This is a genomic window from Sphingomonas phyllosphaerae (genome assembly GCF_029623345.1).
GTDB classification, from domain to species: Bacteria; Pseudomonadota; Alphaproteobacteria; order Sphingomonadales; family Sphingomonadaceae; genus Sphingomonas; species Sphingomonas phyllosphaerae_C.
The window spans coordinates 1-21,933 of the sequence record NZ_JAPYKH010000023.1 but is presented as its reverse complement, the minus strand read 5'-3'; the positions used below and the strand labels follow the sequence as shown (position 1 = coordinate 21,933).

20 protein-coding genes and 1 tRNA gene are annotated in these 21,933 nt (G+C 69.0%); 14 read left to right on the top strand and 7 right to left on the bottom strand.

All coding sequences use genetic code 11. The annotated features are described in order from the left end of the window. Genes glgA through QBJ89_RS17275 form a run of 3 tightly spaced genes read left to right on the top strand, consistent with a single transcriptional unit; the run spans position 1 to position 4,873 of the window. On the top strand, positions 1-1,500 hold the full coding sequence (gene glgA / locus QBJ89_RS17285) for a glycogen synthase GlgA (protein ID WP_277981717.1): 1,500 nt from the start codon (positions 1-3) through the stop codon (positions 1,498-1,500). Further along, positions 1,497-3,116, top strand: a complete 1,620-nt coding sequence (locus QBJ89_RS17280) for an alpha-D-glucose phosphate-specific phosphoglucomutase (protein ID WP_277981716.1) — start codon at positions 1,497-1,499, stop codon at positions 3,114-3,116. Before glgA ends, QBJ89_RS17280 begins: the two co-directional genes overlap by 4 nt. Continuing rightward, complete coding sequence (locus QBJ89_RS17275; RefSeq protein WP_277981715.1) at positions 3,113-4,873, top strand: glycogen debranching protein; 1,761 nt, start codon at positions 3,113-3,115, stop codon at positions 4,871-4,873. Before QBJ89_RS17280 ends, QBJ89_RS17275 begins: the two co-directional genes overlap by 4 nt. Here QBJ89_RS17275 and QBJ89_RS17270 read toward each other — a convergent pair. The 5 genes from QBJ89_RS17270 to QBJ89_RS17250 all read right to left on the bottom strand — a co-directional run bounded on the left by QBJ89_RS17270 (position 4,863) and on the right by QBJ89_RS17250 (position 8,410). Next, a complete protein-coding gene (locus tag QBJ89_RS17270) occupies positions 4,863-5,180 on the bottom strand; it encodes a PilZ domain-containing protein (protein WP_277981714.1) in 318 nt (105 codons plus the stop codon). The two genes, QBJ89_RS17275 and QBJ89_RS17270, sit on opposite strands and share 11 nt — an antisense overlap. Before the next feature lie 87 nt (positions 5,181-5,267). Further along, positions 5,268-5,341, bottom strand: a tRNA-Gly gene (locus QBJ89_RS17265). A 597-nt stretch (positions 5,342-5,938) separates the two neighbouring features. Further along, on the bottom strand, positions 5,939-6,610 hold the full coding sequence (locus QBJ89_RS17260; protein WP_277981713.1) for a peroxiredoxin-like family protein: 672 nt from the start codon (positions 6,608-6,610) through the stop codon (positions 5,939-5,941). Next, positions 6,607-7,533 carry a TauD/TfdA dioxygenase family protein gene (locus QBJ89_RS17255; RefSeq protein WP_277981712.1) on the bottom strand — a complete coding sequence of 309 codons (927 nt, stop codon included), beginning with the start codon at positions 7,531-7,533 and terminating at the stop codon, positions 6,607-6,609. Before QBJ89_RS17255 ends, QBJ89_RS17260 begins: the two co-directional genes overlap by 4 nt. A gap of 31 nt (positions 7,534-7,564) precedes the next feature. Beyond that, on the bottom strand, positions 7,565-8,410 hold the full coding sequence (locus QBJ89_RS17250; RefSeq protein WP_277981711.1) for a LysR substrate-binding domain-containing protein: 846 nt from the start codon (positions 8,408-8,410) through the stop codon (positions 7,565-7,567). A gap of 166 nt (positions 8,411-8,576) precedes the next feature. Between QBJ89_RS17250 and QBJ89_RS17245 the strand changes: the two genes are divergently transcribed. The 10 genes from QBJ89_RS17245 (at position 8,577) to QBJ89_RS17200 (ending at position 19,546) form a co-directional block, all read left to right on the top strand. Continuing rightward, entirely contained in the window at positions 8,577-9,377 is an 801-nt protein-coding gene (locus QBJ89_RS17245; RefSeq protein WP_277981710.1) for an ABC transporter permease, read from the top strand. A 4-nt stretch (positions 9,378-9,381) separates the two neighbouring features. After that, positions 9,382-10,158: an ABC transporter ATP-binding protein gene (locus QBJ89_RS17240; RefSeq protein WP_277981709.1), complete on the top strand. Its 777-nt coding sequence runs from the start codon at positions 9,382-9,384 to the stop codon at positions 10,156-10,158. Then, a complete protein-coding gene (locus QBJ89_RS17235) occupies positions 10,155-10,721 on the top strand; it encodes a cysteine dioxygenase (protein ID WP_277981708.1) in 567 nt (188 codons plus the stop codon). The genes QBJ89_RS17240 and QBJ89_RS17235 overlap by 4 nt, the downstream gene beginning before the upstream one ends. After that, positions 10,718-11,947 (top strand): rhodanese-like domain-containing protein, encoded by a 1,230-nt coding sequence (locus QBJ89_RS17230; RefSeq protein WP_277981707.1) that lies wholly within the window; start codon positions 10,718-10,720, stop codon positions 11,945-11,947. Before QBJ89_RS17235 ends, QBJ89_RS17230 begins: the two co-directional genes overlap by 4 nt. 23 nt (positions 11,948-11,970) lie before the next feature. Next, positions 11,971-13,065: an LLM class flavin-dependent oxidoreductase gene (locus tag QBJ89_RS17225; RefSeq protein ID WP_277981706.1), complete on the top strand. Its 1,095-nt coding sequence runs from the start codon at positions 11,971-11,973 to the stop codon at positions 13,063-13,065. Continuing rightward, positions 13,062-13,991, top strand: a complete 930-nt coding sequence (locus QBJ89_RS17220) for an ABC transporter substrate-binding protein (RefSeq protein ID WP_277981705.1) — start codon at positions 13,062-13,064, stop codon at positions 13,989-13,991. The genes QBJ89_RS17225 and QBJ89_RS17220 overlap by 4 nt, the downstream gene beginning before the upstream one ends. 95 nt (positions 13,992-14,086) lie before the next feature. Next, the gene (locus tag QBJ89_RS17215) at positions 14,087-16,651 is read left to right on the top strand and encodes a TonB-dependent receptor plug domain-containing protein (RefSeq protein WP_277981704.1); all 2,565 of its coding nucleotides are present in this window, start codon (positions 14,087-14,089) and stop codon (positions 16,649-16,651) included. A 277-nt stretch (positions 16,652-16,928) separates the two neighbouring features. Next, positions 16,929-17,207: a hypothetical protein gene (locus tag QBJ89_RS17210; RefSeq protein ID WP_277981703.1), complete on the top strand. Its 279-nt coding sequence runs from the start codon at positions 16,929-16,931 to the stop codon at positions 17,205-17,207. Further along, the gene (locus QBJ89_RS17205; protein WP_277981702.1) at positions 17,204-18,796 is read left to right on the top strand and encodes a PepSY-associated TM helix domain-containing protein; all 1,593 of its coding nucleotides are present in this window, start codon (positions 17,204-17,206) and stop codon (positions 18,794-18,796) included. The genes QBJ89_RS17210 and QBJ89_RS17205 overlap by 4 nt, the downstream gene beginning before the upstream one ends. 444 nt (positions 18,797-19,240) lie before the next feature. After that, on the top strand, positions 19,241-19,546 hold the full coding sequence (locus tag QBJ89_RS17200; RefSeq protein ID WP_277981701.1) for a chorismate mutase: 306 nt from the start codon (positions 19,241-19,243) through the stop codon (positions 19,544-19,546). A gap of 4 nt (positions 19,547-19,550) precedes the next feature. On the opposite strand, the gene QBJ89_RS17195 is transcribed toward QBJ89_RS17200, so the two are convergent. After that, positions 19,551-20,288: a murein L,D-transpeptidase catalytic domain family protein gene (locus QBJ89_RS17195; protein ID WP_277981756.1), complete on the bottom strand. Its 738-nt coding sequence runs from the start codon at positions 20,286-20,288 to the stop codon at positions 19,551-19,553. Between the two features lie 216 nt (positions 20,289-20,504). Here QBJ89_RS17195 and QBJ89_RS17190 point away from each other — a divergent pair, with 216 nt between their 5' ends. Then, the gene (locus QBJ89_RS17190; protein ID WP_277981700.1) at positions 20,505-21,089 is read left to right on the top strand and encodes a L,D-transpeptidase family protein; all 585 of its coding nucleotides are present in this window, start codon (positions 20,505-20,507) and stop codon (positions 21,087-21,089) included. A gap of 37 nt (positions 21,090-21,126) precedes the next feature. On the opposite strand, the gene QBJ89_RS17185 is transcribed toward QBJ89_RS17190, so the two are convergent. Then, positions 21,127-21,873, bottom strand: a complete 747-nt coding sequence (locus tag QBJ89_RS17185) for an energy transducer TonB (RefSeq protein WP_277981699.1) — start codon at positions 21,871-21,873, stop codon at positions 21,127-21,129. Positions 21,874-21,933: the final 60 nt, after the last annotated feature.

The window sequence follows — 21,933 nt, the reverse complement described above, 5'->3', positions numbered from 1 at the left end:
ATGGCGATCTCCGTCCTCTCGGTCGCGTCCGAGGCCTATCCGCTGGTGAAGACCGGCGGGCTGGGCGACGTGGTCGGCGCGCTGCCCGCCGCGCTCGCGCCGCACGGCGTCGACGTCACCACCTTCCTGCCGGGCTACCCCCGGGTCCTCGCCGCGCTGGAGGCTGCTTCCTCCCAGCAGGAGCACGGCGGTTCAGGCGAGGTGAGTCACGCGCTGGGCGCGCCGCTGCACCGCTGGCCCGACCTGCTCGGTGCCCCGGCGCAGCTGCTCGAGGGCGAGATCGCGGGCCATCGCCTGCTGGTGCTCGACGCGCCGGGCTATTTCGCGCGCGAGGGTGGCCCTTATGGCGACCCGGCCGGGCGCGACTGGGACGACAATTGGCGCCGCTTCGCCGCCTTCGCGCGCGCCGCGGCGGACGTCGCGGGCGGCGCGGTGGCGGGCGAGCGCTACGACGTACTCCACGCGCACGACTGGCAGTCGGGGCTCGCGCCGGCCTATCTCCGCTTCGCGCCGCCTGCGCCGGCCGTGCCGCGAACGGTGATGACGATCCACAACATCGCCTTCCAGGGCCGCTACGACGCGGGCATCTTCGCCTCGCTGGCCCTGCCCGCGCTCGCCTTCGCCGTCGACGGCGTCGAATATTACGGCGGGGTCGGCTACCTCAAGGCCGGGCTCGAGTCCGCCGACGCGATCACCACGGTGAGCCCGACTTACGCGCGCGAGATCCTCTCGCCCGACTTCGGCATGGGGCTGGAGGGGCTGATCCGTACGCGACAGCGCCGCGTCAGCGGGATCGTCAACGGCATCGACACCGCAGTGTGGTCGCCGTCCGCCGACCCGTCGCTGCCGGCGCGTTACGACGCCGCCACGCTCGCCCGCCGCGCCGTCAACAAGCGCGCGGTGGAGCAGGCCTTTGCGCTCGACCCCGGCGAGGGCGCGATCTTCTGCGTCGTCAGCCGGCTGACGTGGCAGAAGGGCATGGACGTGCTCGCCGACGCAATTCCCGCGCTGGTCGAGCGGGGCGGACGGCTGGCGCTGCTCGGCTCGGGTGACGCCTGGCTCGAACAGGCCTTCCGCGACGCTGCGGAGCGTTTCCCCGGCCAGATCGGCGTGCGGCTCGGCTATGACGAGGCGCTGTCGCACCTGCTCCAGGCAGGCAGCGATGCGATCCTGATCCCGTCGCGCTTCGAGCCGTGCGGGCTGACCCAGCTCTACGGCCTCGCTTACGGCTGCGTGCCCGTGGTGGCGCGCACCGGTGGGCTCGCCGACACCGTGATCCACGCCAATGCCGCCGCATTGGCGGCGGGGGTTGCCACCGGTATTCAGTTCGATACCGTCACATACGAGTCACTGGTGGGTGCGATCGCACTGGCGACCGACCTCTACGCCGATGCCGAGCGCTGGGAGCAGATCCAGCGCGCCGGCATGGCGGCCGACTTCTCTTGGGCGACGAGCGGTCGCCGTTACGCGTCATTGTACAGGGAGCTGCTCGCCGCATGATCGTCACCACCGCCACCACCCCGTTCGACGACCAGAAGCCCGGCACTTCGGGGCTGCGCAAGAAGGTGCGCGTGTTCGAGCAGCCCAACTACGCCGAGAACTTCATCCAGTCGGTGTTCGACGTGGTCGAAGGCAAGCAGGGCGCGACGCTCGTGATCGGCGGCGACGGTCGCTACCTCAACCGGGTCGTGATCCAGAAGGCGATCCGCATGGCCGCGGCCGCCGGCTTCGCACGCGTCGTGGTGGGGCAGGGCGGCATCCTCTCGACCCCCGCCGCCTCGAACGTGATCCGCCAGCGCGGCGCGCTCGGCGGGCTGGTGCTGTCGGCGAGCCACAATCCCGGCGGCCCCGACGAGGATTTCGGGATCAAGTACAATGTCGCGAACGGCGGCCCCGCGCCCGAGAAGGTGACCGAGGCGATTCACGCCCGCACCCTGTCGCTGAGCGAGTGGCACGCCGCCGACAGCGCCGACGTCGACCTCGACTCGCCCGGCGAGGTGACCGTGGAGGGCATGACGGTCGAGGTGATCGATCCCGTCGCCGATTATGCCGCGCTGATGGAGCGATTGTTCGACTTCGCCGCGATCCGCGCCGCCGGGCTCACCGTGGCATTCGACGCGATGAGCGCGGTAACGGGGCCGTACGCCACCGAGATCCTCGAGCGGCGGCTCGGCTTCGCGCCCGGCACGGTGCGCAATGGCATGCCGCTGGAGGATTTCGGCGGCCATCATCCGGACCCCAACCTCGTGCACGCGCACGAACTGTACGAGCTGATGATGTCGGCCGACGCGCCCGATTTCGGCGCGGCCTCGGACGGCGACGGCGACCGCAACCTCATCATCGGGCGCAGCCGCTTCGTCACCCCCTCGGACAGCCTCGCGATGCTCGCCGCCAACGCGCATCTCGCGCCGGGGTACAAGAGCGGGCTCAAGGGCATTGCGCGCTCGATGCCGACCAGCGCCGCGGCCGACCGGGTCGCCGAGAAGCTCGGCATCCCCGCTTATGAGACGCCGACCGGCTGGAAGTTCTTCGGCAATCTGCTCGACGCCGGTATGGCGACGATCTGCGGCGAGGAGAGCGCGGGTACCGGCAGCGATCACGTCCGCGAGAAGGACGGGCTGTGGGCGGTGCTGCTGTGGCTCAACATCCTTGCGGGGACGGCCAAGAGCGTCGACCAGATCGCGCGCGAGCATTGGGCGACCTACGGCCGTAACTATTACGCGCGCCACGACTATGAGGGCGTCGACAGCGCCGCGGCGGACACGCTGATGCGCGAGTTGCGCGGCAAGCTCGCGTCGCTGCCGGGCACGTCGGTCGCCGGGCTGACGATCGCCGAAGCCGACGACTTCGCCTATGAGGACCCGACCGACGCATCGGTCAGCCGCAACCAGGGCGTGCGCGTGCTGTTCGAGGGCGGCAGCCGCGTCGTCTTCCGCCTTTCGGGCACCGGCACCAGCGGCGCGACGCTGCGCGTCTATCTCGAGCGCTATGAGCCAGCGGGCGGCCAGCTCGACGAGGAGACGGGCGACATGCTCGCCGACATCGTCGCCGCGGCCGAGCAACTCGCCGCGATCCGCCAGCACACCGGCCGCGAGCGCCCCGACGTCGTGACGTGACCGCGACGATCGAGGCGGGCGGCGTCACCTTCACGGTGCGCGCGCCCGCCGCGGTGGCGTTGTGGCTGTGCCTGTTCGACGGCGAGGAGGAACACCGCGTCGCGATGGCGCGCGACGGCGAGGGTTGGCGCGTCCATGTCGCCGGCATCGGCGAGGGCACGCGCTATGGCTTGCGCGCGGAGGGTGAGCCGCCGTTCGACTTGGCCAAGCTGCTCGTCGACCCGCACGCGATCGAGCTCGACCGACCGTTCGCTTATGACCCGCGGCTGGCCGAGCGCGGGGCCGACACCGCCGCCCTGGTGCCGAGAGCGATCGTGCGCGCCCTGCTGCCCACGCTCGACCTCCCGCCGCTGCCGCGCGCGGGCGGGCTGATCTACGAGATCAACGTCCGCGGCTTCACCATGCTGCACCCCGACGTGCCCGCGGCACAGCGCGGCACCGTCGCCGCGCTGGCGCACCCTGCGGTGCTCGCGCACCTGCTCAAGGTCGAGGTCGACGCGGTCGAGCTGATGCCGATCACCGCCTGGATCGACGAGCGCCACCTCCCGCCGCTCGGGCTACGTAACGCCTGGGGTTACAACCCGGTCGTGCCGATGGCGCTCGACCCGCGGCTGGTGCCCGGTGGCGTGCGCGAGCTGCGCGACACGGTCGCGGCGCTGCGCGCGGCGGGGATCGGCACGATCCTCGACCTCGTCTTCAACCACACCGGCGAGAGCGACGAGCTCGGCCCGACGCTGTCGCTGCGCGGGCTCGACGACACCGCTTATGCGCGCGCCCCCGACGGCACGCTGATCAACGACACCGGTACCGGCAACACGCTCGACTTCGCGCAGGGCTGGGTGCGCGCGCTGGTGTGCGACTCGCTGCGCCACTTCGTCGCGCAGGCGGGCGTCGACGGTTTCCGCTTCGACCTCGCCACGGTGATGGCGCGCGGCCCCGGCTTCGCCGCCGACGCGCCGATCTTCGCCGAGATCGCCGCCGACCCGCTGCTGCGCGACCGCATGATGATCGCCGAACCATGGGACACGGGGCCGGGCGGTTACCAGCTCGGCGCCTTTCCGGAGGGCTGGTGGGAGTGGAACGACCGCTACCGCGACGACGTGCGCCGCTTCTGGCGCGGCGACGGCGGCATGGGGGCGCTCGCGACGCGGTTGTCGGGCTCCAGCGATGTCTTCGGCCCCGAGCGGGCGCGCGGCGTCAGCTTCGTCGCCGCGCATGACGGGTTCACGCTCGCCGACTTCGTCGCCCATGCCGAGCGGCACAACCACGCCAACGGCGAGGACAATCGCGACGGGCACGGCAGCGAGATCGCGTGGAACAACGGCGTCGAGGGCGGGAGCGACGATCCCATGGTGCTGGCCCGCCGCGCCGCCGACGCGCGCGCGCTGCTGGCAACGCTGTTCGCCACGCGCGGCACCGTCCTGCTCACCGCGGGCGACGAGTTCGGCCGCACCCAGCATGGCAACAACAACGCCTATGCGCAGGACAATGCCACCACGTGGCTCGACTGGGCGGGGCGCGACGTCGCGCTGGAGGACTTCGTCGCCGAGCTGGCGACATTGCGCCGCGCGCTCCCCGCGCTGCGCGACCCGGTCCTGCGTCACGACGCGCGCTGGTATCGGCTCGACGGCGCGCCGATGCGCGACCCGGACTGGGGTGACGCGGACGGCTTCGAGCTGCGGCTGCCCGAGTTCTCCGTCCGCATCGACCGTGCGGCCCGGCGGGTCGAGATGCGGGCGGCCCCGCTCAGCCGCTGATCGCGACCGGTGCGGCGTTGCTGCTCGCCTCGACGACGCGGCGCAACTCGTGCGAGTTGAGCGTCTTCATGAACTCGCAGCCGAACACGCCACCGTCGTGCCACGCGACCCGCGCGTGATGCTCGCTCCCGCCCGGCAGCGAGAATTTAAGCAACGTCCCCACGGCGAGCGGCAGCGAGATGCGCGCGCGTAGCCCGTTGGCCGAGACGTCGAGGATGGTCACCGAGATCGCAACGCGCGCCATCGCGCGGCACTCGGTACTGAAGCGCGGGTCGCGCCGGTTGTCGGTACTGGGCTGCGAGGCCACGCGGAACATCCCCCCCTTGGTGTCGGGGCGGACGTTAGCATCCGCTGGTTAACGATTGGTAAGGCGGGATGAACGCAGCGGGAGTAGTGGAGCGGGTGAAGGGAATCGAACCCTCGTCGTAAGCTTGGGAAGCTTCTGCTCTACCATTGAGCTACACCCGCGGAACAACGACTTAGCGCTGCTCGGATCACTTCTGAGACCCCGGTCTACCATCCCGGTTTTCAGACCTGCGTGCGATCCGACGGCCGAGTGCCACATTCCCGGCGTGGTCGTCAACGTAGATCGTCGGGCTTTGCCGGACCTCTTCGGATGACTAGCCCCTGGCGTCGTCGACCGCGGCCTTCTCGACGAGGCGGGTCACCGCGTTCGGCAGCATGTTCAGGTGGCAAGGCGCTGCCGCGGGCAGTGACCAGAACCATGTACGTAGGGGGTGCCACAGCGTGCCGACCCGACGCAGTGGCGGACGGGGTCGAGCACCATGAGCACGATCACCGGCCCATGCAGCATGTCGATGGCGTCGAGCCGTCGCCTGCCGGCACGCGTCAGGCTGTCACTGCGAGACATTTCGGGCCGGCATCGCAGTTCATCACACGTCCAACAGGTGCCGGGCGTGATCTCGAGCGAGGGGGCGAATTAGGCGTGGCGGCTCAGGGGCGGCGCGCTGCCGGCCAGTAGACTGCACCGCCGCGACCGCCACGCAGCACCACGTCGGTCCATGGTCTCGCCCCGAGTCGCCACCTGATCATCAGCAGGTGTGGTTAGTGAACGGCCGCCGGTGTGTTGGTTAGAGCGATCCTCTCCAATACCGAATTTGCCTCGGTGCGCCGAAGCCAATCGGGACTCACGTCGGCAAATCGCACTATGCGGTCCTCCCCGATCAGAACGAGAGCCGGTTGCGGTAATTCGCCGGTGCCCAATCCGGTGAGGCTACCGATCCACTCGCCGCCTCCGCTAGGTGCTGGCGCGGGCTCCTCGGGGAGGAAGGCGAGGCCGAACCTGCGGGCCAGCGCGTTGCCGCGATCGGTCGCGACGGTGTAGCCGAGGCCATGACGTGTGCGGATGGCGTCCGCGCCCTTTTCCTGCAGATGCGGCGTAACCGCTACGATGCGTACGCCTTGCGCGGCAAGCGGGCCGGCCAGCTCCTCGTCGTAATAACGCAGCGCGATGTTGCACGCCGGACAGCCGGCGAAGCGGAAGAAGATGAGGAGCAGATCGCCATCGCGCGTCAACTCCTCCAGCGTCACCGGACCGTGGGGCGTCTCAAGCGTGAACGGCGCGACCGGCTGCCCTTCGTGCACCACCGCCGTGCGGTCGAAGCGATCCACCAGCACCTGTCGCTGCGCCCGGTTGGCGCGCAGCCGGTCGGGCGACCAGTCGCGCTCTCGTTCCGCTTCCAGGGCCTCGAAGCGGGCGCGCAGCGTCGCGGTCATGCGGCGGCTGCCTGTGCGGGGCGGACGCGATGCGGGATGTCGTCGCTGGCGATGAGGACGCGGTGCATGACGCGCGGGAAGTCGCCGTAATCGCGCACGGGATAATGCAGTCCGGCGCGATTGTCCCAGAAGGCGATCGCACCGGGCGTCCACCGGAAGCGGACGCTATGCTCGGGCTTCTTCACTTCGTCGTACAGCCGGGCGAGCAAGGCATCGCTCTCCGTGCGATCGAGATCGACGAAGCGAGGTTTCAGGCTGAAGTTGATCCAGAAAATGTCTTCACCCGTTTCCGGGTGCGTCCGGATCGCGGGATGGGCGACGAGCGGATAGATCTCGCCCGCTCGAGCCAGTGCGGACTGATAATCATGAACGACGTAGAGGTCATCGATCGCCGCCCGCAGATCCTCCGGCAGGCCGCGCAGGATCGCGCCGCCGTTCGCCCAGATCGTGTCGCCGCCGACCGGGGGGATGTGCTCGGCGCGCAGTACGGCCCCTAGTGCCGGGTTGAGCCGCCAGCTGGTGTCCGTGTGCCAATGGTTCTCGCGCACGTCGTGTTTGATGAAATCGGCGGCGGCGATCGGCTGGATGATGCGATGGCTCTGCAACCCACCGGTAGGGTGCGCGTAGAGTTCGCCGAAATGACGCGCGAAGGCGAGCTGTTGGTCGCGGTCGATCTGCTGATCGCGGAAGAACAGCACCTTGTGGCGAAGCAGAAGCGAATAGAGCTGGTCACGCGTCGCGCTGTCCAGCGCTTCGCGCAAGTCGACGCCGCTAATCTCCGCGCCGATGATCGGTGTAAGCTGCTCGACGGTCAGCCTATCGGTATGCGGCTGCGGATTGTCTCGGGTCAGCGTTGCAATAGCCATGACGTGCCTCCTGATGGGACACTGGAAGGCTAGTCCGCTTCGACAAAGGCGTACCAACGCGGAAGTCTGATCAGGAATTGAGTTTTACCTATAGGTCCGGAAGCGCGCAGACCTCCTCCGCGGCGAGATGCGCCAGGCGTGTCGCAGCGGCGCCCACGCCGTCGCCACGCAGCAGGATGCACGAGACGTCCGGCAGCACCGGCAAGCCTTCAGCGCGCAGCGGCACGAGGTCGCGCAGGAACAGGCCGGTCCGGCTCGTCAACCCGAGCCCCGCGACGACCGCCGCCTTGAGTGTCGAGAGGTTCGGCGTCTCCACGGCGATGCGCCAGCGCCGTCCGGCCGCGTCCAGCGCGGCGATCGCCGCCTCGCGGAAGCGGCAGGGCTTTTCCAGCACTACCAGCGGGATCTCGTCCCGCATCGCGAGCGCCTCGGCGCCGTACCAGTGCGTCGGCGCCACGCGCAGCGCCCGCGCGTCGTCGGTCGCGGCATAGCCGATGATGAGATCGAGTTGCGCACGCTCCAGCATCTGTTGCAGCTCCGCCGTGCCTGCCACCCTGGCGAAGATCTGCGCCTCGGGATGAAGCTCACCGAAACGGGCCAGCAGCCCGCCGAGCAGCAGATCGGCGAAGTCCTGCACCATCCCGATCCGCACCGGCCCTGCGCACGCGCCGGCACTGACCGCCGCCACGGCTTCGTCGTGGATCGCAAGGATGCGGCGCGTATATCCCAGCAGCAGCTCGCCGGCGGGTGTCAGCGCGAGCCGGCGACCGTCGCGGTGGAACAAGGTCTGCTGGATCAGCTCTTCGAGACGTTTGATCTGAAGGCTGAGCGCGGACTGGGTGACGAACACCCGTTCGGTCGCATTGAGCATCGACCCGGAGTCGACGATCGCAGCGAAGCTGCGCAGCATGTTGGTGGGCAGGTTCACCGGCATGTCCGGCTCCGCTGCGGCGGCGGAGAGCTACAGAAGCGGCAATGGTGCATAGATCCCCCAACCTTTCCCGGGCGCCGCGGCGGAACGCCGGACCCACAAGCAGGGCTAATAGGTCATAGCAGCTAAACTCCATTGAATCAGTAGGGATTATCGGGAGGCTGGGGGCATGGTTGATCTGCCCTCTTCCTCGCCCTTGCGCTCCGGCACGCGCCGTGTCGCTCGCTCGCGCCTGCTCACCCCGCTGCTGCTGCTGGCGAGCTGGGAGCTGGCCTCGCGCGCCGGCCTGATCCCGCAGCATGTCCTGGCGGCACCCTCGGCGGTGTTCGCGACGATGCTGGGCATGATCGCGTCGGGCGAGTTGCCTGCGAACCTGCTCGTTTCCTTCCGCCGCGTGGCGCTGGGGCTCGCATTCGGGTTCGGCACCGGCGTCGTGCTGGCGCTGATCGCCGGGCTGTCGCGCGCCGGAGAGGCGTGGGTCGACCCGCTGTTGCAGATCAAGCGCGCCATTCCCGTGGTGGCGCTCGCGCCGTTGTTCATCGTGTGGTTCGGCATCGGGGAGACCACCAAGGTCGCGCTGATCGCCTTTGCCACGCTCTTTCCCGTCTATCTCAACCTCTACAACGGTATCCGCGGCGTCGACCGGCGGCTGCTGGATGCGGCGTCCAGCTTCGGGCTCGATCGCTGGCAATTGATCGTGCACGTCATCCTGCCGGGAGCGCTGCCATCGTTGCTGGTCGGGCTGCGCTATGCGCTGACCATCGCCATCGTCATGCTGGTGATCGCGGAGCAGATCAATGCGAGCGCCGGACTCGGCTTCCTCGTCAACAACGCGCGCGACTTCATGCGCACCGACATCATCGTCGTTTGCCTGATGGTCTACGCGTTGCTCGGGCTGGGCGCGGACCTGATCGTGCGCACGCTCGAAGATCGTGCGCTCGCGTGGCGGCCCAAGCTGGTGGAGGCCTGATCCGATGAGCGTCACCATGTTTCCCACGGTTCGCGACGCGGCGCCGGTCGTCCGGCTGCGCGGTCTGACCCGCCGCTTCGGCACCAACACCATCCTGCACCAGCTGGATCTGGACGTGGCGCGGGGCGAGTTCGTGGCGCTGCTCGGTCACTCCGGGAGCGGCAAGACGACGCTGCTGCGCACACTCGCCGGCCTCGACGCGGCGGAGGGGCAGGACGTGGCGATCCCGTCCGCGCGTGCGGTCGTGTTTCAGGACGCCCGGTTGTTGCCGTGGAAGAAGGTGTGGGCCAATGTCGCGTTGGGTCTGCCGCGCGCCGCGGCGCGCGCACGGGCTGATGTGGCGCTGGCCGAAGTCGCCTTGTCGCACCGGGCGGACGCTTGGCCGCTGACGCTGTCGGGCGGCGAAGCGCAGCGCACCGCGCTGGCGCGAGCGCTGGTGCGCGAGCCACAATTGCTGTTGCTGGACGAACCCTTCGCCGCGCTGGACGCGCTCACGCGTATGCGGATGCACGAGCTGGTGTTCAAGTTGTGGCGGACGCACCGCCCGGCCGTACTGATCGTCACGCACGACGTGGACGAGGCGATCGCGCTCGCCGACCGCGTGCTGGTGCTCGATCGCGGCCGGATCGCGCTGGAGGAGCGGATCGCCGCCGAGCGGGGGCAGCGCAGCGGCGCGGTGCGAGAGCTGCGGAGGCGGCTGCTCGCTGCTCTGGGCGTGGAGGCGGCGAGCGGCAGCTATGCCGACGCGGTGGCCGGTCATGTCGCGGAGGCCGCGGAATGACCGACACGCGCTTCGCGGCTTTCGCTGCTGCCTTTCGCGCGCTGGTCGATGGCGCGACCGACGAGGCGACGATCCTGTCCGGCGGCGACGTGCTGCTCCGCGACCTGGTGGCGAGGGACGACTGGCTACCAGAGGCGTATGCCGCGCCGGATCCCGCCCGCTACCGGCAATATCTGTTGTATCGCGATCCGGGTTCGCGCTTTTCGGTGGTCAGTTTCGTCTGGGGGGCTGGTCAGGCGACGCCGGTGCACGACCACCGCGTCTGGGGATTGGTCGGAGTCCTGCGCGGCGCGGAACTGGTGCAGCGATTCCGTCGCGACGAGGAGGGGACGTTGCGGGCGACCGGCGCCGCGATCCGCCTGTCGGCCGGCGCCGTGGATGCGGTGTCGCCCTGGATCGGTGACATCCACCGTGTCGCGAACGCCTATGACGATCGCACCTCCGTTTCGATCCACGTCTATGGCGCGGATATCGGGGCGGTCGAGCGCGCCACCTATGACGACGCCGGACAAGCGAAGCGCTTCATCTCCGGCTACGCCCCGTTGGAGCCGTTGCTGCCATGACCGCCACCATCCACCCGCGCGACGTCCGCGCGGCGTTGCTCGCCCGAGCGGAGGTCGCGCTGATCGACACCCGCGACGAGGCCGCGTTCGCCACCGGTCATCCCTTGTTTGCGGCGCAAGTGCCGCTGGACCGGATCGAGGTCGAGGCAGCGGCGCGGTGGCCGCGCCGCGACGGCACGCTGATCCTCTACGGCGACGGTGACGAAGAGGCGGCGAGGAAACGGTTCAGCGCTCTGGGCTATCGCGACGTGCGGCTGATGGAGGACGGTCTGACGGGGTGGCGGGCGGCCGGCCATGAGCTGTTCGAGGACGTCAACAGCTATGCCAAGGCGTTCGGCGAGCTGGTGGAGCATCGCCGCGCCACCCCGTCCTTCTCGGCCGAGGAAGTGCATGGGCTGATCGCGGACCGCGCCGACATCGCGATCCTCGATGCGCGGCGCTTCGACGAATATGCCACGATGAGCCTGCCCGGCGGGGTCAGCGTGCCCGGTGCCGAACTGGTGCTGCGCGCGCGCGCGATCGCACCCGATCCGGCGACGACGATCATCGTCAATTGCGCCGGGCGGACGCGCAGCATCATCGGCACGCAGTCGCTCATCAACGCCGGTGTGCCCAACCCGGTGCGTGCGCTGCGCAACGGCACGATCGGCTGGACGCTGGCGGGGAAGCCGCTGGCGCAGGGTTCCAAGACGCGCTTCCCCGAGGTCGATGACGACCTTGCCGACGAGGCGCGCCGCCGCGCCCGCCAGGTCGCGTACCGCGCCGGCGTGCGCCAGATCGACCGGCATGAGCTGTCCGCCATCGCCGCCGACGCTAGGCGGACGCTCTACCGCTTCGATGTGCGTACGCCCGAGGAATATGCGGCAGCTCATCCCGCTGGCTTCCGCTCCGCCCCAGGCGGTCAGCTCGTGCAAGAGACCGATCATTTCGCCCCGGTGCGCGGCGCGCGCATCGTGCTGGCCGACGATCGCGGCGTGCGCGCCGACATGACCGCCTCGTGGCTCGCGCAGATGGGATGGGAGGTTCTCGTGCTCACCGACCCCATCGGCGCATCCGCCACGGGGGATGCCGACGCGGTGCCGCCGCGCGGACGCGAGGGACGCTACCGCCGGCCGTACGAAGGTACCGACAATCCCGCTGTCGCGATGCAGGCGTATCTCGAATGGGAATACGGTCTGGTCGACCAGCTCGCGCGTGACGGCACCCACGGCTTCTACGTCATCTGACCATCATCGAAGGAGTTCGCACCATGACCGTCAAGTTCATCGGCTATATCGGCTTCAACAACGAGAGCGAGATCCACGGTCCGAGGCAGTTGCGCCCGCTCGATCGCGATTATGTCGAGCAAGCCGCCGCCGCGCAGGAAGAAGGTGGGTTTGACCGCGTGCTGATTCCGTTTGGCTCGAACTCGCCCGAGAGCCAGATCGTCGCCGCGCATGCAGCGGCGCGGACGACGAAGCTCGGCTTTCTCATCGCGCATCGCCCCGGCTTCACGCAGCCGACCGTCGCCGCGCGCCAGCTCGCGACGCTCGACCAGCTGTCGGGTGGCCGGGTCGCGGTCCATATCATCACCGGCGGCGCGGACAGCGAGATGGAGAAGGACGGCGACCGCACCAACAAGGCGGAGCGCTACCGCCGCACCGACGAGTATCTGACGATCCTGCGCCGCGAGTGGACGTCGGAGACGCCGTTCGATCATGACGGCGACTTCTATCGGATCCGCGGCGGCTATGCCGCGATCAAGCCGCAGAACCTGCCTGTATTCTTCGGTGGCTCGTCGCCAGAAGCGATCGACGTCGCGGGACGTCACGCCGACGTCTACGCCTTGTGGGGCGAGACGCAGGCACAGGTGCGCGAGGCAGTGGCCGGCATCCGCGCGTCGGCGGCGCGGTACAATCGCGCGCCAGGCTTCTCCCTGTCGCTGCGCCCGATCGTCGCCGACACGGAGGAAGCGGCGTGGAAGCGCGCCGACGAGATCGTCGAGATCGTCCGCTCGATCCGCGCCGATGCCGGACTGGAAACGAAGGACCATGCGCCGCCCCATGCCGGCGCGCAGCGCCTGCTGAAGGCGGCGGAGGCGGGCTATCGCGCCGACACGCGGCTGTGGACAGGGCTGGCGGCGGTCGGCGGGGCGCAGGGCAATTCCACCGGTCTGGTCGGTACCCCGGAGCAAGTCGCCGACGCCTTCCTCGATTATTATCACCTCGGGATCGACCACTTCCTCATCCGCGGATTCGAGCCGCTGGACGACGCGATCGTGTACGGCCGCGAGCTGCTGCCTCTGGTGCGCGCACGCGTCGCCGCCGCGGACGCGGCGCGCGAACGCGACAGGTCCGCGGCGTGAGCCGCATCGCCGCCGCCGTCGCCGCGCTGCTCGCGCTTGCCGCGTGTGGGGCGAAGGACACGCGCGAGGTCCTTCACGTCGGCAGCCAGCGCGGCGGCACCAAGGCGGTGATGCTGGCGAGCCATGCGCTCGACGGCGCGCCTTATACCGTCGACTGGTCGGAATTCCCGGCGGCGCAGCATCTGCTGGAGGCGATCGCGGGGGGATCGGTCGATCTGGGGCTCGTCGGCGATGCACCGTTCATGTTCGCCTATCAGAGCGGTGCGCCGATCAAGGCGGTCGGCGCGCAATATGTCGCCGAGCGTCCGCGCGGCGCGCTGGCGCTGGTGGTGCGCGCCGCGTCGCCGGCGCGCCAACTCGCCGACCTGAAGGGCAAGACGGTGGCGACCACGCGCGGGTCGGTGGGGCATCATCTCGCGCTCGCGGCGCTGGCGGCGGCCGGGCTGCCGGCCGATTACGTGCGCTTCACCTTCCTCGCGCCCGGCGATGCCAAAGCGGCATTCAGTTCCGGCCGGATCGACGCCTGGGCGATCTGGACGCCGTATCTGCCGATGGCGCTGAAGGAAGGCGCGCGCGTGCTGGTGGACGGGCATGATCTGGTCAGCGGCTATGGCTTCGATGTCGCGAACGATCGCGCCGTCAAGGAACACCGCGCGTTGCTCGACGACTTCCTGGCGCGCGAAGCCAAGGCGCTCGACTGGGCGCGGACGCACCCGGACGATTATGCCGCGGTGCTCGCGCGCGAAACCGGGCTGCCCGCCGATATCGCGCGTGATTACGCGATCAAGAACGGCCGTCGCAGCGTGCCGATCGACGCCAAGGTGATCGACGACCAGCGACGGGTGCTGAAGACGTTCCGCCAGGCCGGCACCGTCGCCGGAACACGCGACATCGCGAAGGCCTTCGTGCCGCCCGCCGGCGCCTGAGCGGCGGCACCAGCAAACGAGAACGAGGGGAGGACCCCGCCGCGCGTCGGCGGGGAAAGGCGGCGCTGTGTCATTCGACATCGAGAGGGAGGGACATGAACAAGACCTTGGTCACCGGCACGATGCTGGCGGCATTCACGGCCATCGGCGTTGCGCACGCCGAGGCCGCCGGTAACGTCCCGGCCGACGTCGCTCGCGCCGCCGACGTATCAGCGGCCGATGGCGCGCCCGGCCCCGCGACGGAGGATCAGGGCGACGTGGTGGTCACCGGATCACGCAGCGGCGTCGCGCGCACCGTGGCGGACAGCCCGGTGCCGATCGACGTGATCGCGCGCGATGAACTTCGCGCGACCGGTCGCACCGGATTGAAGGAGGTGCTCGGCAACATCGTGCCGTCGCTGACGATGCCCGCTCTGGGCGGCGGCGGTACGTCGGCGAGCGTGCGCCCGATCTCGATCCGCGGGCTGTCGGGCGATTATCTGCTCGTGCTGGTCAACGGCAAGCGCCGCCACACCACGTCGCTCATCAACAATCTGTCGCGCGTGTCGGGCGGGTCGACCCCGGTCGACATCGACCTGATCCCCACCAATGCGGTCGGTCGGATCGAGGTGCTGCGCGACGGCGCGGCGGCGCAATATGGCTCCGACGCGATCTCCGGCGTGATCAACATCATTCTCGACGACGCGACGGTGGGCGGCGAGCTGGCCACCACCGCGGGGCAGCTTTACGAGAAAGGCGGCGAACTGCTCCAGCAGCAGATCGGGTGGGGGACGCGGCTGGGGACCGAGGGCGGCTTCGCGCGCTTCTCGGTCGAAGCGAAATACCATGATCGCGCGACCTCTTCGGCGGAAGCCGTCCCCAGGCTCTACCCGCTGGTCAACGGCCAGGCCGATCCGCGCGAGGCAGACGCGGATCATCTGATCGCCGGCGGCTACGGGCGATCCAACCGCGACATCATCGTCAACAGCTCCCTCAATGCCGCGCTGCCGATCGCGGCCGACCTGTCGCTCTACACGACCTCCACGCTGAGCTACCGTCGCATTCGGGACGCGCGCGGGGCGTATTTCCCATCCCCGACCGGCTATGGAGGGCTCGCCAACCCGCAGGGCTTCAACAGCCTGCAGCAGCTCTATCCTGCGGGGTTCCAGGCCTACCGGCGGATCAGCGAGTGGGATTGGCAAGGGACGCTCGGGCTGAAGGGGGAGGCGGCTGGCTGGCGCTGGGACCTGTCGTCGAGCTACGGTGAAGATCGCGTCCGGTTGGGCGCGGACAATACGCTCAATCCCTCGCTCGGCCCCGACAGCAAGACGCGCTTCTTCATGGGGCAGCAGAGCCAGCAATTATGGGTCAACAATCTCGATATCAGTCGCGACGTGGACATCGGCGTCGCCGAACCGCTCACCGTCGCGGTGGGTGCGGAGCATCGCTGGGAGCGGTTCCGCAATCAGGCGGGTGAACCCGACAGCTATCGTGATGGCGGCTACGTTATCCCGCGCGACGGAACGCCGTTCGGGCTCCTCTACGGCGGCCGGTCGCCGTCGCCGGGTCTCGTCTCGTTCACCGGCACATCGCCTACCGACGCCGCCACGCTCAGCCGCAACAACGTCGCCGGCTACGTCGATCTGTCCACCACCCTCATGCGGGGATGGTTCGTCGGCGTGGCCGGGCGATTCGAACATTATGACGACAGTGCCGGTGACGCGGTGGCCGGGAAGTTCTCGACCCGGGTGGAACTCGCGCCCGGTATCGCGCTCCGCGGTGGCGTCAACACCGGCTTCCGCGCGCCGTCGCTGGCCCAGACCGGCTTCTCCACGACGCAGAACACCGTCACCATCGTCGGCAACGAGCGCGTGTCGACCGTCTCCAAGTTCCTGCCGGTCAACAGCATCGCCGCTCAGGCGCTCGGTGCGTCGCCGCTGAAGCCGGAGAAATCGCTCAATTATACCGCCGGGCTTACCTTCGATCGCGGCGGGGCGCGGCTGACACTCGACGCCTATCAGATCCGGGTGGACGATCGCATCGTGAAGACCGAATTTCTGGGCACCACGGCGAATGGCGGCACCGCCATCCGCAACATCCTGGTGGCCAATGGCGTCACCGGTGTGGACAGTGCGCAGTTCTTCACCAACGCGATCGACACGCGCACGCGCGGCATCGATGCCGTGGCGGAATATCGCTGGGAGGCGGGCGCGCTTGGCCGCTTCCGGTTGTCGGCCGCTTATAGTTACAACAAGACGCGCATCCTCAAGGTGATCGATAACCCGTCGGCGCTGGGCAACCTGAACGTCGTCCTGTTCGGCCGCCAGGCGCAGCAGGATCTCGTGGCGGCGACTCCACGGAGCAAGGCGGTGGGAACGATCGACTGGACGCACGGGCGGCTGCACGCGCTCACCCGTCTGACGCGGTGGGGGCGTTACACCGAATCGAGCAACGTCGCGACGGGCGACCGAACGTTCGGCGCACGGCTGGTTGCCGATCTCGACCTGGGCGTGGACGTGACCGAGCACGTGAACCTGGCGGTGGGCGCGAGCAACCTCTTCGACGTGTATCCGGAGCGTAACGGCATCATCAACTCGGATGGGTCGGGCGCCTACGGGAACTTCGCGCCGTTCGGTCTCAGCGGCGGCTTCTACTATGCGCGATTGTCGTGGCGCCTGTGAGCAACGGCAATCAAGACGGCGACGCGCCGAGACAACGCCCGACGCTCGAGCGCGACGGCGACTGTCGCTCAGGTGGTATGGCGGAGCAGCGACGCGCGCCTTCATGATCAACTTCTCCCTGCGCGAGCCTGCTCTGTTCGTCCCCCATGACCCGCCGCCCCTAACTTTGCGACAACGTATCAATAGCATCTGCCTTGCGCTCAGCGATGGTCCTTTTTAAGCAGTGGCGATGCCCCAAGCGACGCACATGGCCGCGCGACCGTCCTCGACCCGACTGATGCGCGTCCTGCTCGCCGGGCCGGGAGCGATCGTGGTGACGCTTGCCCTGCTGGCGGGCATGCCGCTGTGGCTGCCCGGCGGCGCGGCCGGCATCGACAATCTTGCTTTTCCGCTCGTGCTGGCGCCGCTGATCTGGGCGCTGCTGTTCTTTCACGCCTGCCTGGATCGCAGCATCGCGCGGGTCGCGTTCGTCGCCGCGGCGCTGCTGCTGATCCACGCGGGAATGGTCGCTCCGCGACTCTTGTCATCGCCCGTGGCGGCAAAGGCTGTGCGATGATCCATTTGGACCGGCCCGAGACCAAGGCGATGGTCGCGCTTCACGGTTGGTCTGGCATCCTGCTCGGCCTGCTCCTCTACGCGGTCGTGCTGACAGGCACGGCGGCCGTGTTCGCGCACGAGATCGGCGCATGGTCGGCGGGGCACGTCGCCACGCGCTCCGCCTTCGCACAGCCGATCGATGCGACGCTCCGCCGCCTTACCGCCGCGACGCCGCCGCGCTATCGCGAGGCGGTCAATCTCTTCGAGATTGGTGATCATGGCTTGGGCGCCTTCTACCACCGTCACGAACTAAACGCGAAGGGCGTGCCGACTGAAAGCGGCATCTATTACCAGGTCGACAACGCGGGCAGCATCCAGCGCACCGTTGCCGGCGACAGCGATGACCTCTTCGGACCGCGCAACGACGATGCGCTCAGCGCCTTTCTGGTGGACACGCACGTCCGGCTGCATGTGCCTAATCCCTGGGGGCTGTTGCTGACGGGCATCCTAGGCCTGGCAATGCTGGTGGCGGCGATCTCGGGCCTGCTGATCCATCGCCACCTCTTCAAGGACATCTTCACGCTGCGCCGTCGCGCCAATGCCGTGCTGGCCCATCGCGACAAGCACAGCGTCGCGGGCACCTGGAGCCTTCCCTTCGCCTTCGTCCTCGCCTTCACCGGCAGTTTTTTCTCCTTCTACGGCACCGTTGGCGTGCCGGTGGTGGCCATGGCCGCGTTCGGCGGCGATGTGGAAGCGCTGACCAAGGCCGTGTTCGGCAGCCCCCGAACGCCGGATCCGCGCCCGGTTCCGACCGGCAACATGGACCGCATCAGCGCCGACGCGATCCGCCGGACGGGCGAGGTCCCGACCTTCATGGCGATCGAGAATTTCGGCCGCGCGGACGCACAAGTGACGAGCTACCACAATCCCACCATGGGCAGCCTCGAACCAGTGGCGCTGCTCTATAGCGGCGCTGACGCATCGTTCATTCGGGCCAAGCCGAACGTTGGTGCCGTTCCTTCCGCTGGCGGTACGCTGGTGGGGATCATGGGACCGCTTCACTTCGGCACGTTCGCGGGTTTGTTGTCGAAGGCGATCTGGTTCGGGCTGGGTTTCGCGATATGCTACGTGACCTACACCGGTATGCGCCTGTGGGTGGTCCGGCGTGTCGGTGAGGCGCGAACATTCGCCTGGCTTGAGCGCGTTCTGAGCGTCGTGGCGTTCGGGCTGCCGTTTGCACTCGTGGTCGCGTCGGCGGCGTTCCTTGTCACGATGCCGCTCGGCACCGCGGTGTACTGGACCACCGCTGCGTTTCTGATCGCGTCCTGCGCGGCGCTCATCGCGGGCGTCGTCGCCACGTCGAACGCCTTCTTGATCTGGTTGCTCGTCGGCGCAACCGGCGGCGTTATGGTGTCGTTGCCGCTGCTCCGCTTGGTCGTCGCCGGTGGTCCGGGCTGGAGCGAGGCCATCAGCACCGGCCAGCCGATCATCGCGCTGCTCGACGTTGCCTTTTCAGCGACCGGCCTGTGGCTTTGCAGGGACTGCTTCCTGTCGTGGCCGCTCGTCACCTGTGTGACGCCGCCCTTCTTCCATCCCGCGAAAGCTTGACAATGGTCGGCTCCGCGCTCGTGGCGATCACCCTCTCGACGATCGCGATCCTGGCACTCTGCATCCGTGATCCGAAGCGGCGCCGGGCCGCCGGCGACCGGTCTGACATGTCACCCCGATGGCGACGTCTCCTCGTTCTCGCGGCCTGTATGCCGGGTGTGGCATGCCTGCTTCTGGGAGAGGCGGCGGCCTTCATGCTGTGGTTCGGTGGCTCTGCATTGAGCGGGTGGTCTGTCGCGTCCTGCTTCGCGGCTAAAGGCTCACGCCAGTCCGGTTGACGTGCGCCGTCAATGGCCGCCGCCGGTCGCCGTGATCGCCCGCCTCCGCGGTACTCGCCATTGGGCGGACGGAAAGTATGTGCGGGCCTTGAGCGGTACCTGACGCTGCCGTGGCAGCGCGTCGTCGCACTGGACAGCGCCGTCTCACGCGGGCAGGCAGCGCGACATGACCGAAATCCTCGCCGGCCCCGACTGCAGCAACATGGCGGAGGTGCGGGCGGGCGTCGACTCGCTCGACCGCGAGCTGGTCGCGCTGCTGCGCCGGCGCTTCGACTACATGGACGCCGCGGCGCGCATCAAGCCCGAGCGCGGCCACGTTCGCGACGAGGCGCGGAAGGCACAGGTGATCGCGCGCGCGCGCGCGGCGGCGGAAGCGCAGGGACTGCCCGGCGACGCGATCGCGGCGCTGTGGGAGCGACTGGTGGAAGCGTCGATCGCCTACGAGCTGGCGGCATTCGACCGCCGCGGCTGATGCCTCACACCTTGGCGGCGTAGATCATCCGGCCCGGCCCGAGCCGCTCGAACACCTCGGCCAGTTCGCTCTCGCCCACCGCAAAACAGCCCTGGCTGCGCCCCAGCATGCCGCGCTGGCGGATCATCTCGGGATTGGCGTACCAGGCGGCGTGGACCACGATCGCGCGCGACAGCGCGTTGTCGTTGGTGCGATCCAAGCCGAGCAGCCGCTGCGACTTGCCATGCTTGCCGACGTAATAATCGGCCGCGAGAAAGGCACCCTCACACGAGGCGTTCGAACCATCCGAATTGGAGAAATGCTGGAGATAACCGGTGTGCGTCGGATCGGAGCCGCTGCCGTGCGCGACCAGCTTGGAGACGGTGCGCCCGCTCTCCAGATTGATCAGGTGGAAGCGCGGCTCGCTCGAGCCTGCGCTAAAGTCGGCCACGGCGATCCGGTCACGCTGCGCAACACGGTCGCCGTGACGCTCGAGCGCGGCCATCGCGCGCTGCAACAGCCGCGGGTTGACCCCGGGCGCCGAGATCGGGGTCGGGCGCGCCGGCGCGGCCATCACCGGGCGCGGCGCGGGGGCGTGCGGCGTCTGGAAGAAATCGTTCGGCACCAGGCTCTCCGGTGTGCCGCGCGCGCGATCGCGCATGCCAGCCGACACCGCGCCCGGGATCATCAGAGCACCCGCGAACAGTCCACCGGTCTTCAGCAAAGCACGGCGCGAATGCACCCGGTCGTGCGTGTCCATCATCACTTCGGTTAATCCCCGCTCCATTGGCTGGGATATAGCATGGACCTGGTTAATGATCGTCAACGTTTGCGGCGTATCGTGCGCTCGTTCCGATCACTTGCCGTGAAAGCGCAACGCTTCGTCGCTGGCACCAAAAGGCTCACGACGCGTTTGTTGCAGTGACCGGCCTGGGCGCGAGCGCGTGGCGGTGGAGTTTCGATCGTGATGGAGGCCTTGATGCGGCGATTCGCTGCTCGTGGAATCGTGCGTGCCGTGATGCCGCTGGTCGGCGCACTCACATTGGCTGCCGGCGTGGTGCCGTCGGCGCAGGCGCAAGCGATGGATGATCTCGCGATCACCGAGGCGGCGGCGGTGATGGCGCCCGGACGGTACCTCTGGGCCGATGACGCCGCCGCCACCGGGCCGGTGAGCGTGCTGATCTCGCTTCCCGACCAGCGCGCCTATGTGTTTCGCGGGAGCAAGATGATTGCGGCCTCGTCGGTGTCGACCGGCTCGGACGAGAAGCCGACGCCGCTCGGGCGCTTCACGATCCTCGAGAAGAAGGCGATGCACCGTTCGAGCCTCTACGACGACGCGCCGATGCCGTTCATGCAGCGGCTGACCTGGGACGGCGTCGCGCTCCACGCCGGGCGCAATCCCGGCTTCCCGGCGTCGCACGGCTGCGTGCGGCTGCCCGCGGCGTTCGCCAAGAAGCTCTTCGCGGCGACCGCGCTGGGCGCTACGGTGGAGGTGACGGACGAGGCGTACGTCGCCGGCGCGATGATGGAGCCCGCCGGCGGGCGCGAGCTGGCGCGGCGGTAGCGTCACCGCCGCCGCCGGCAGCAGCGCGGGACGATCTTCAGCGCGCCGCCGGCTCCGCCTCGATCACCCACTCGTGATTCTCGAGGATCCACGCCGGCACCGGTCGGCCGGACGAGTCACGCGAGGGGTCGTAGCGGAAGCGACGCTGGATCAGGCGGCAGGTCGTGTCGTCGAGCGCTTGGTTTCCACTCGATCGCATGACCTCGCAGTCGCGCACGCGACCGTCGGTCCACACCAGGAACTTGACGGTGACCGTGCCCTGGAAGCCCGCCTCGCCGACCTCGGCGGGATAGTCGGCATCGGTCAGCCGGCCGCGCTTCCACATCGGAGCGCGATCACCGCCGCCGCCACCATCCCCATCGCCCCAGCCGCCGCTCCCGGTGCCGTCGCCCGTTCCGCCCGCGCCGGTGCCGGAGCCGACCCGCTCGGTCGCGCCCTGTGTCGGCGCGCTGCCGGCGAACGGCTTCAGCGCGACGGTAACCGGCGGGGGCGGTACGGGCACGACCACGATCGGGCGCGGCGCCGCCACCTGGGTCGCCTGACTCCGGATGTTGGGCGGGGCGGCGCGGCCCGAGCGGCGCGGGCTCGTCGCGCGTCGCGGCGTGATCTTGGCTTCAGGACGCGGCGGCGGTGGCAGGGGCTGAAACACGGCGAGCCCCTGGTCGATCCGCTCGCGCACCGCCTTGCCGGCGAGGCCGACCAGCAGCGCCCAGCCGAGCAGCGCGGTCAGCGCCGCCGCAGCCAGCGCCGCGCCGTATCGATCATGCCGAGCTGCCGCGTACATGCGGGCTACATAAGAAGCGCGCCATGAATTGCGCGTGAGCGGCCGCGGGAAGCGCGATGA

Excerpts from the sequence above, each read along its gene's own strand:
- glgA (WP_277981717.1), top strand. The coding sequence starts at position 1 with ATGGCGATCTCCGTCCTCTCGGTCGCGTCCGAGGCCTATCCGCTGGTG.
- QBJ89_RS17280 (WP_277981716.1), top strand. The coding sequence starts at position 1,497 with ATGATCGTCACCACCGCCACCACCCCGTTCGACGACCAGAAGCCCGGC.
- QBJ89_RS17260 (WP_277981713.1), bottom strand. The coding sequence starts at position 6,610 with ATGACCGCGACGCTGCGCGCCCGCTTCGAGGCCCTGGAAGCGGAACGA.
- QBJ89_RS17250 (WP_277981711.1), bottom strand. The coding sequence starts at position 8,410 with ATGCCGGTGAACCTGCCCACCAACATGCTGCGCAGCTTCGCTGCGATC.
- QBJ89_RS17245 (WP_277981710.1), top strand. The coding sequence starts at position 8,577 with ATGGTTGATCTGCCCTCTTCCTCGCCCTTGCGCTCCGGCACGCGCCGT.
- QBJ89_RS17240 (WP_277981709.1), top strand. The coding sequence starts at position 9,382 with ATGAGCGTCACCATGTTTCCCACGGTTCGCGACGCGGCGCCGGTCGTC.
- QBJ89_RS17235 (WP_277981708.1), top strand. The coding sequence starts at position 10,155 with ATGACCGACACGCGCTTCGCGGCTTTCGCTGCTGCCTTTCGCGCGCTG.
- QBJ89_RS17230 (WP_277981707.1), top strand. The coding sequence starts at position 10,718 with ATGACCGCCACCATCCACCCGCGCGACGTCCGCGCGGCGTTGCTCGCC.
- QBJ89_RS17225 (WP_277981706.1), top strand. The coding sequence starts at position 11,971 with ATGACCGTCAAGTTCATCGGCTATATCGGCTTCAACAACGAGAGCGAG.
- QBJ89_RS17215 (WP_277981704.1), top strand. The coding sequence starts at position 14,087 with ATGAACAAGACCTTGGTCACCGGCACGATGCTGGCGGCATTCACGGCC.
- QBJ89_RS17210 (WP_277981703.1), top strand. The coding sequence starts at position 16,929 with ATGCGCGTCCTGCTCGCCGGGCCGGGAGCGATCGTGGTGACGCTTGCC.
- QBJ89_RS17205 (WP_277981702.1), top strand. The coding sequence starts at position 17,204 with ATGATCCATTTGGACCGGCCCGAGACCAAGGCGATGGTCGCGCTTCAC.
- QBJ89_RS17200 (WP_277981701.1), top strand. The coding sequence starts at position 19,241 with ATGACCGAAATCCTCGCCGGCCCCGACTGCAGCAACATGGCGGAGGTG.
- QBJ89_RS17195 (WP_277981756.1), bottom strand. The coding sequence starts at position 20,288 with ATGATGGACACGCACGACCGGGTGCATTCGCGCCGTGCTTTGCTGAAG.
- QBJ89_RS17190 (WP_277981700.1), top strand. The coding sequence starts at position 20,505 with ATGCGGCGATTCGCTGCTCGTGGAATCGTGCGTGCCGTGATGCCGCTG.
- QBJ89_RS17185 (WP_277981699.1), bottom strand. The coding sequence starts at position 21,873 with ATGTACGCGGCAGCTCGGCATGATCGATACGGCGCGGCGCTGGCTGCG.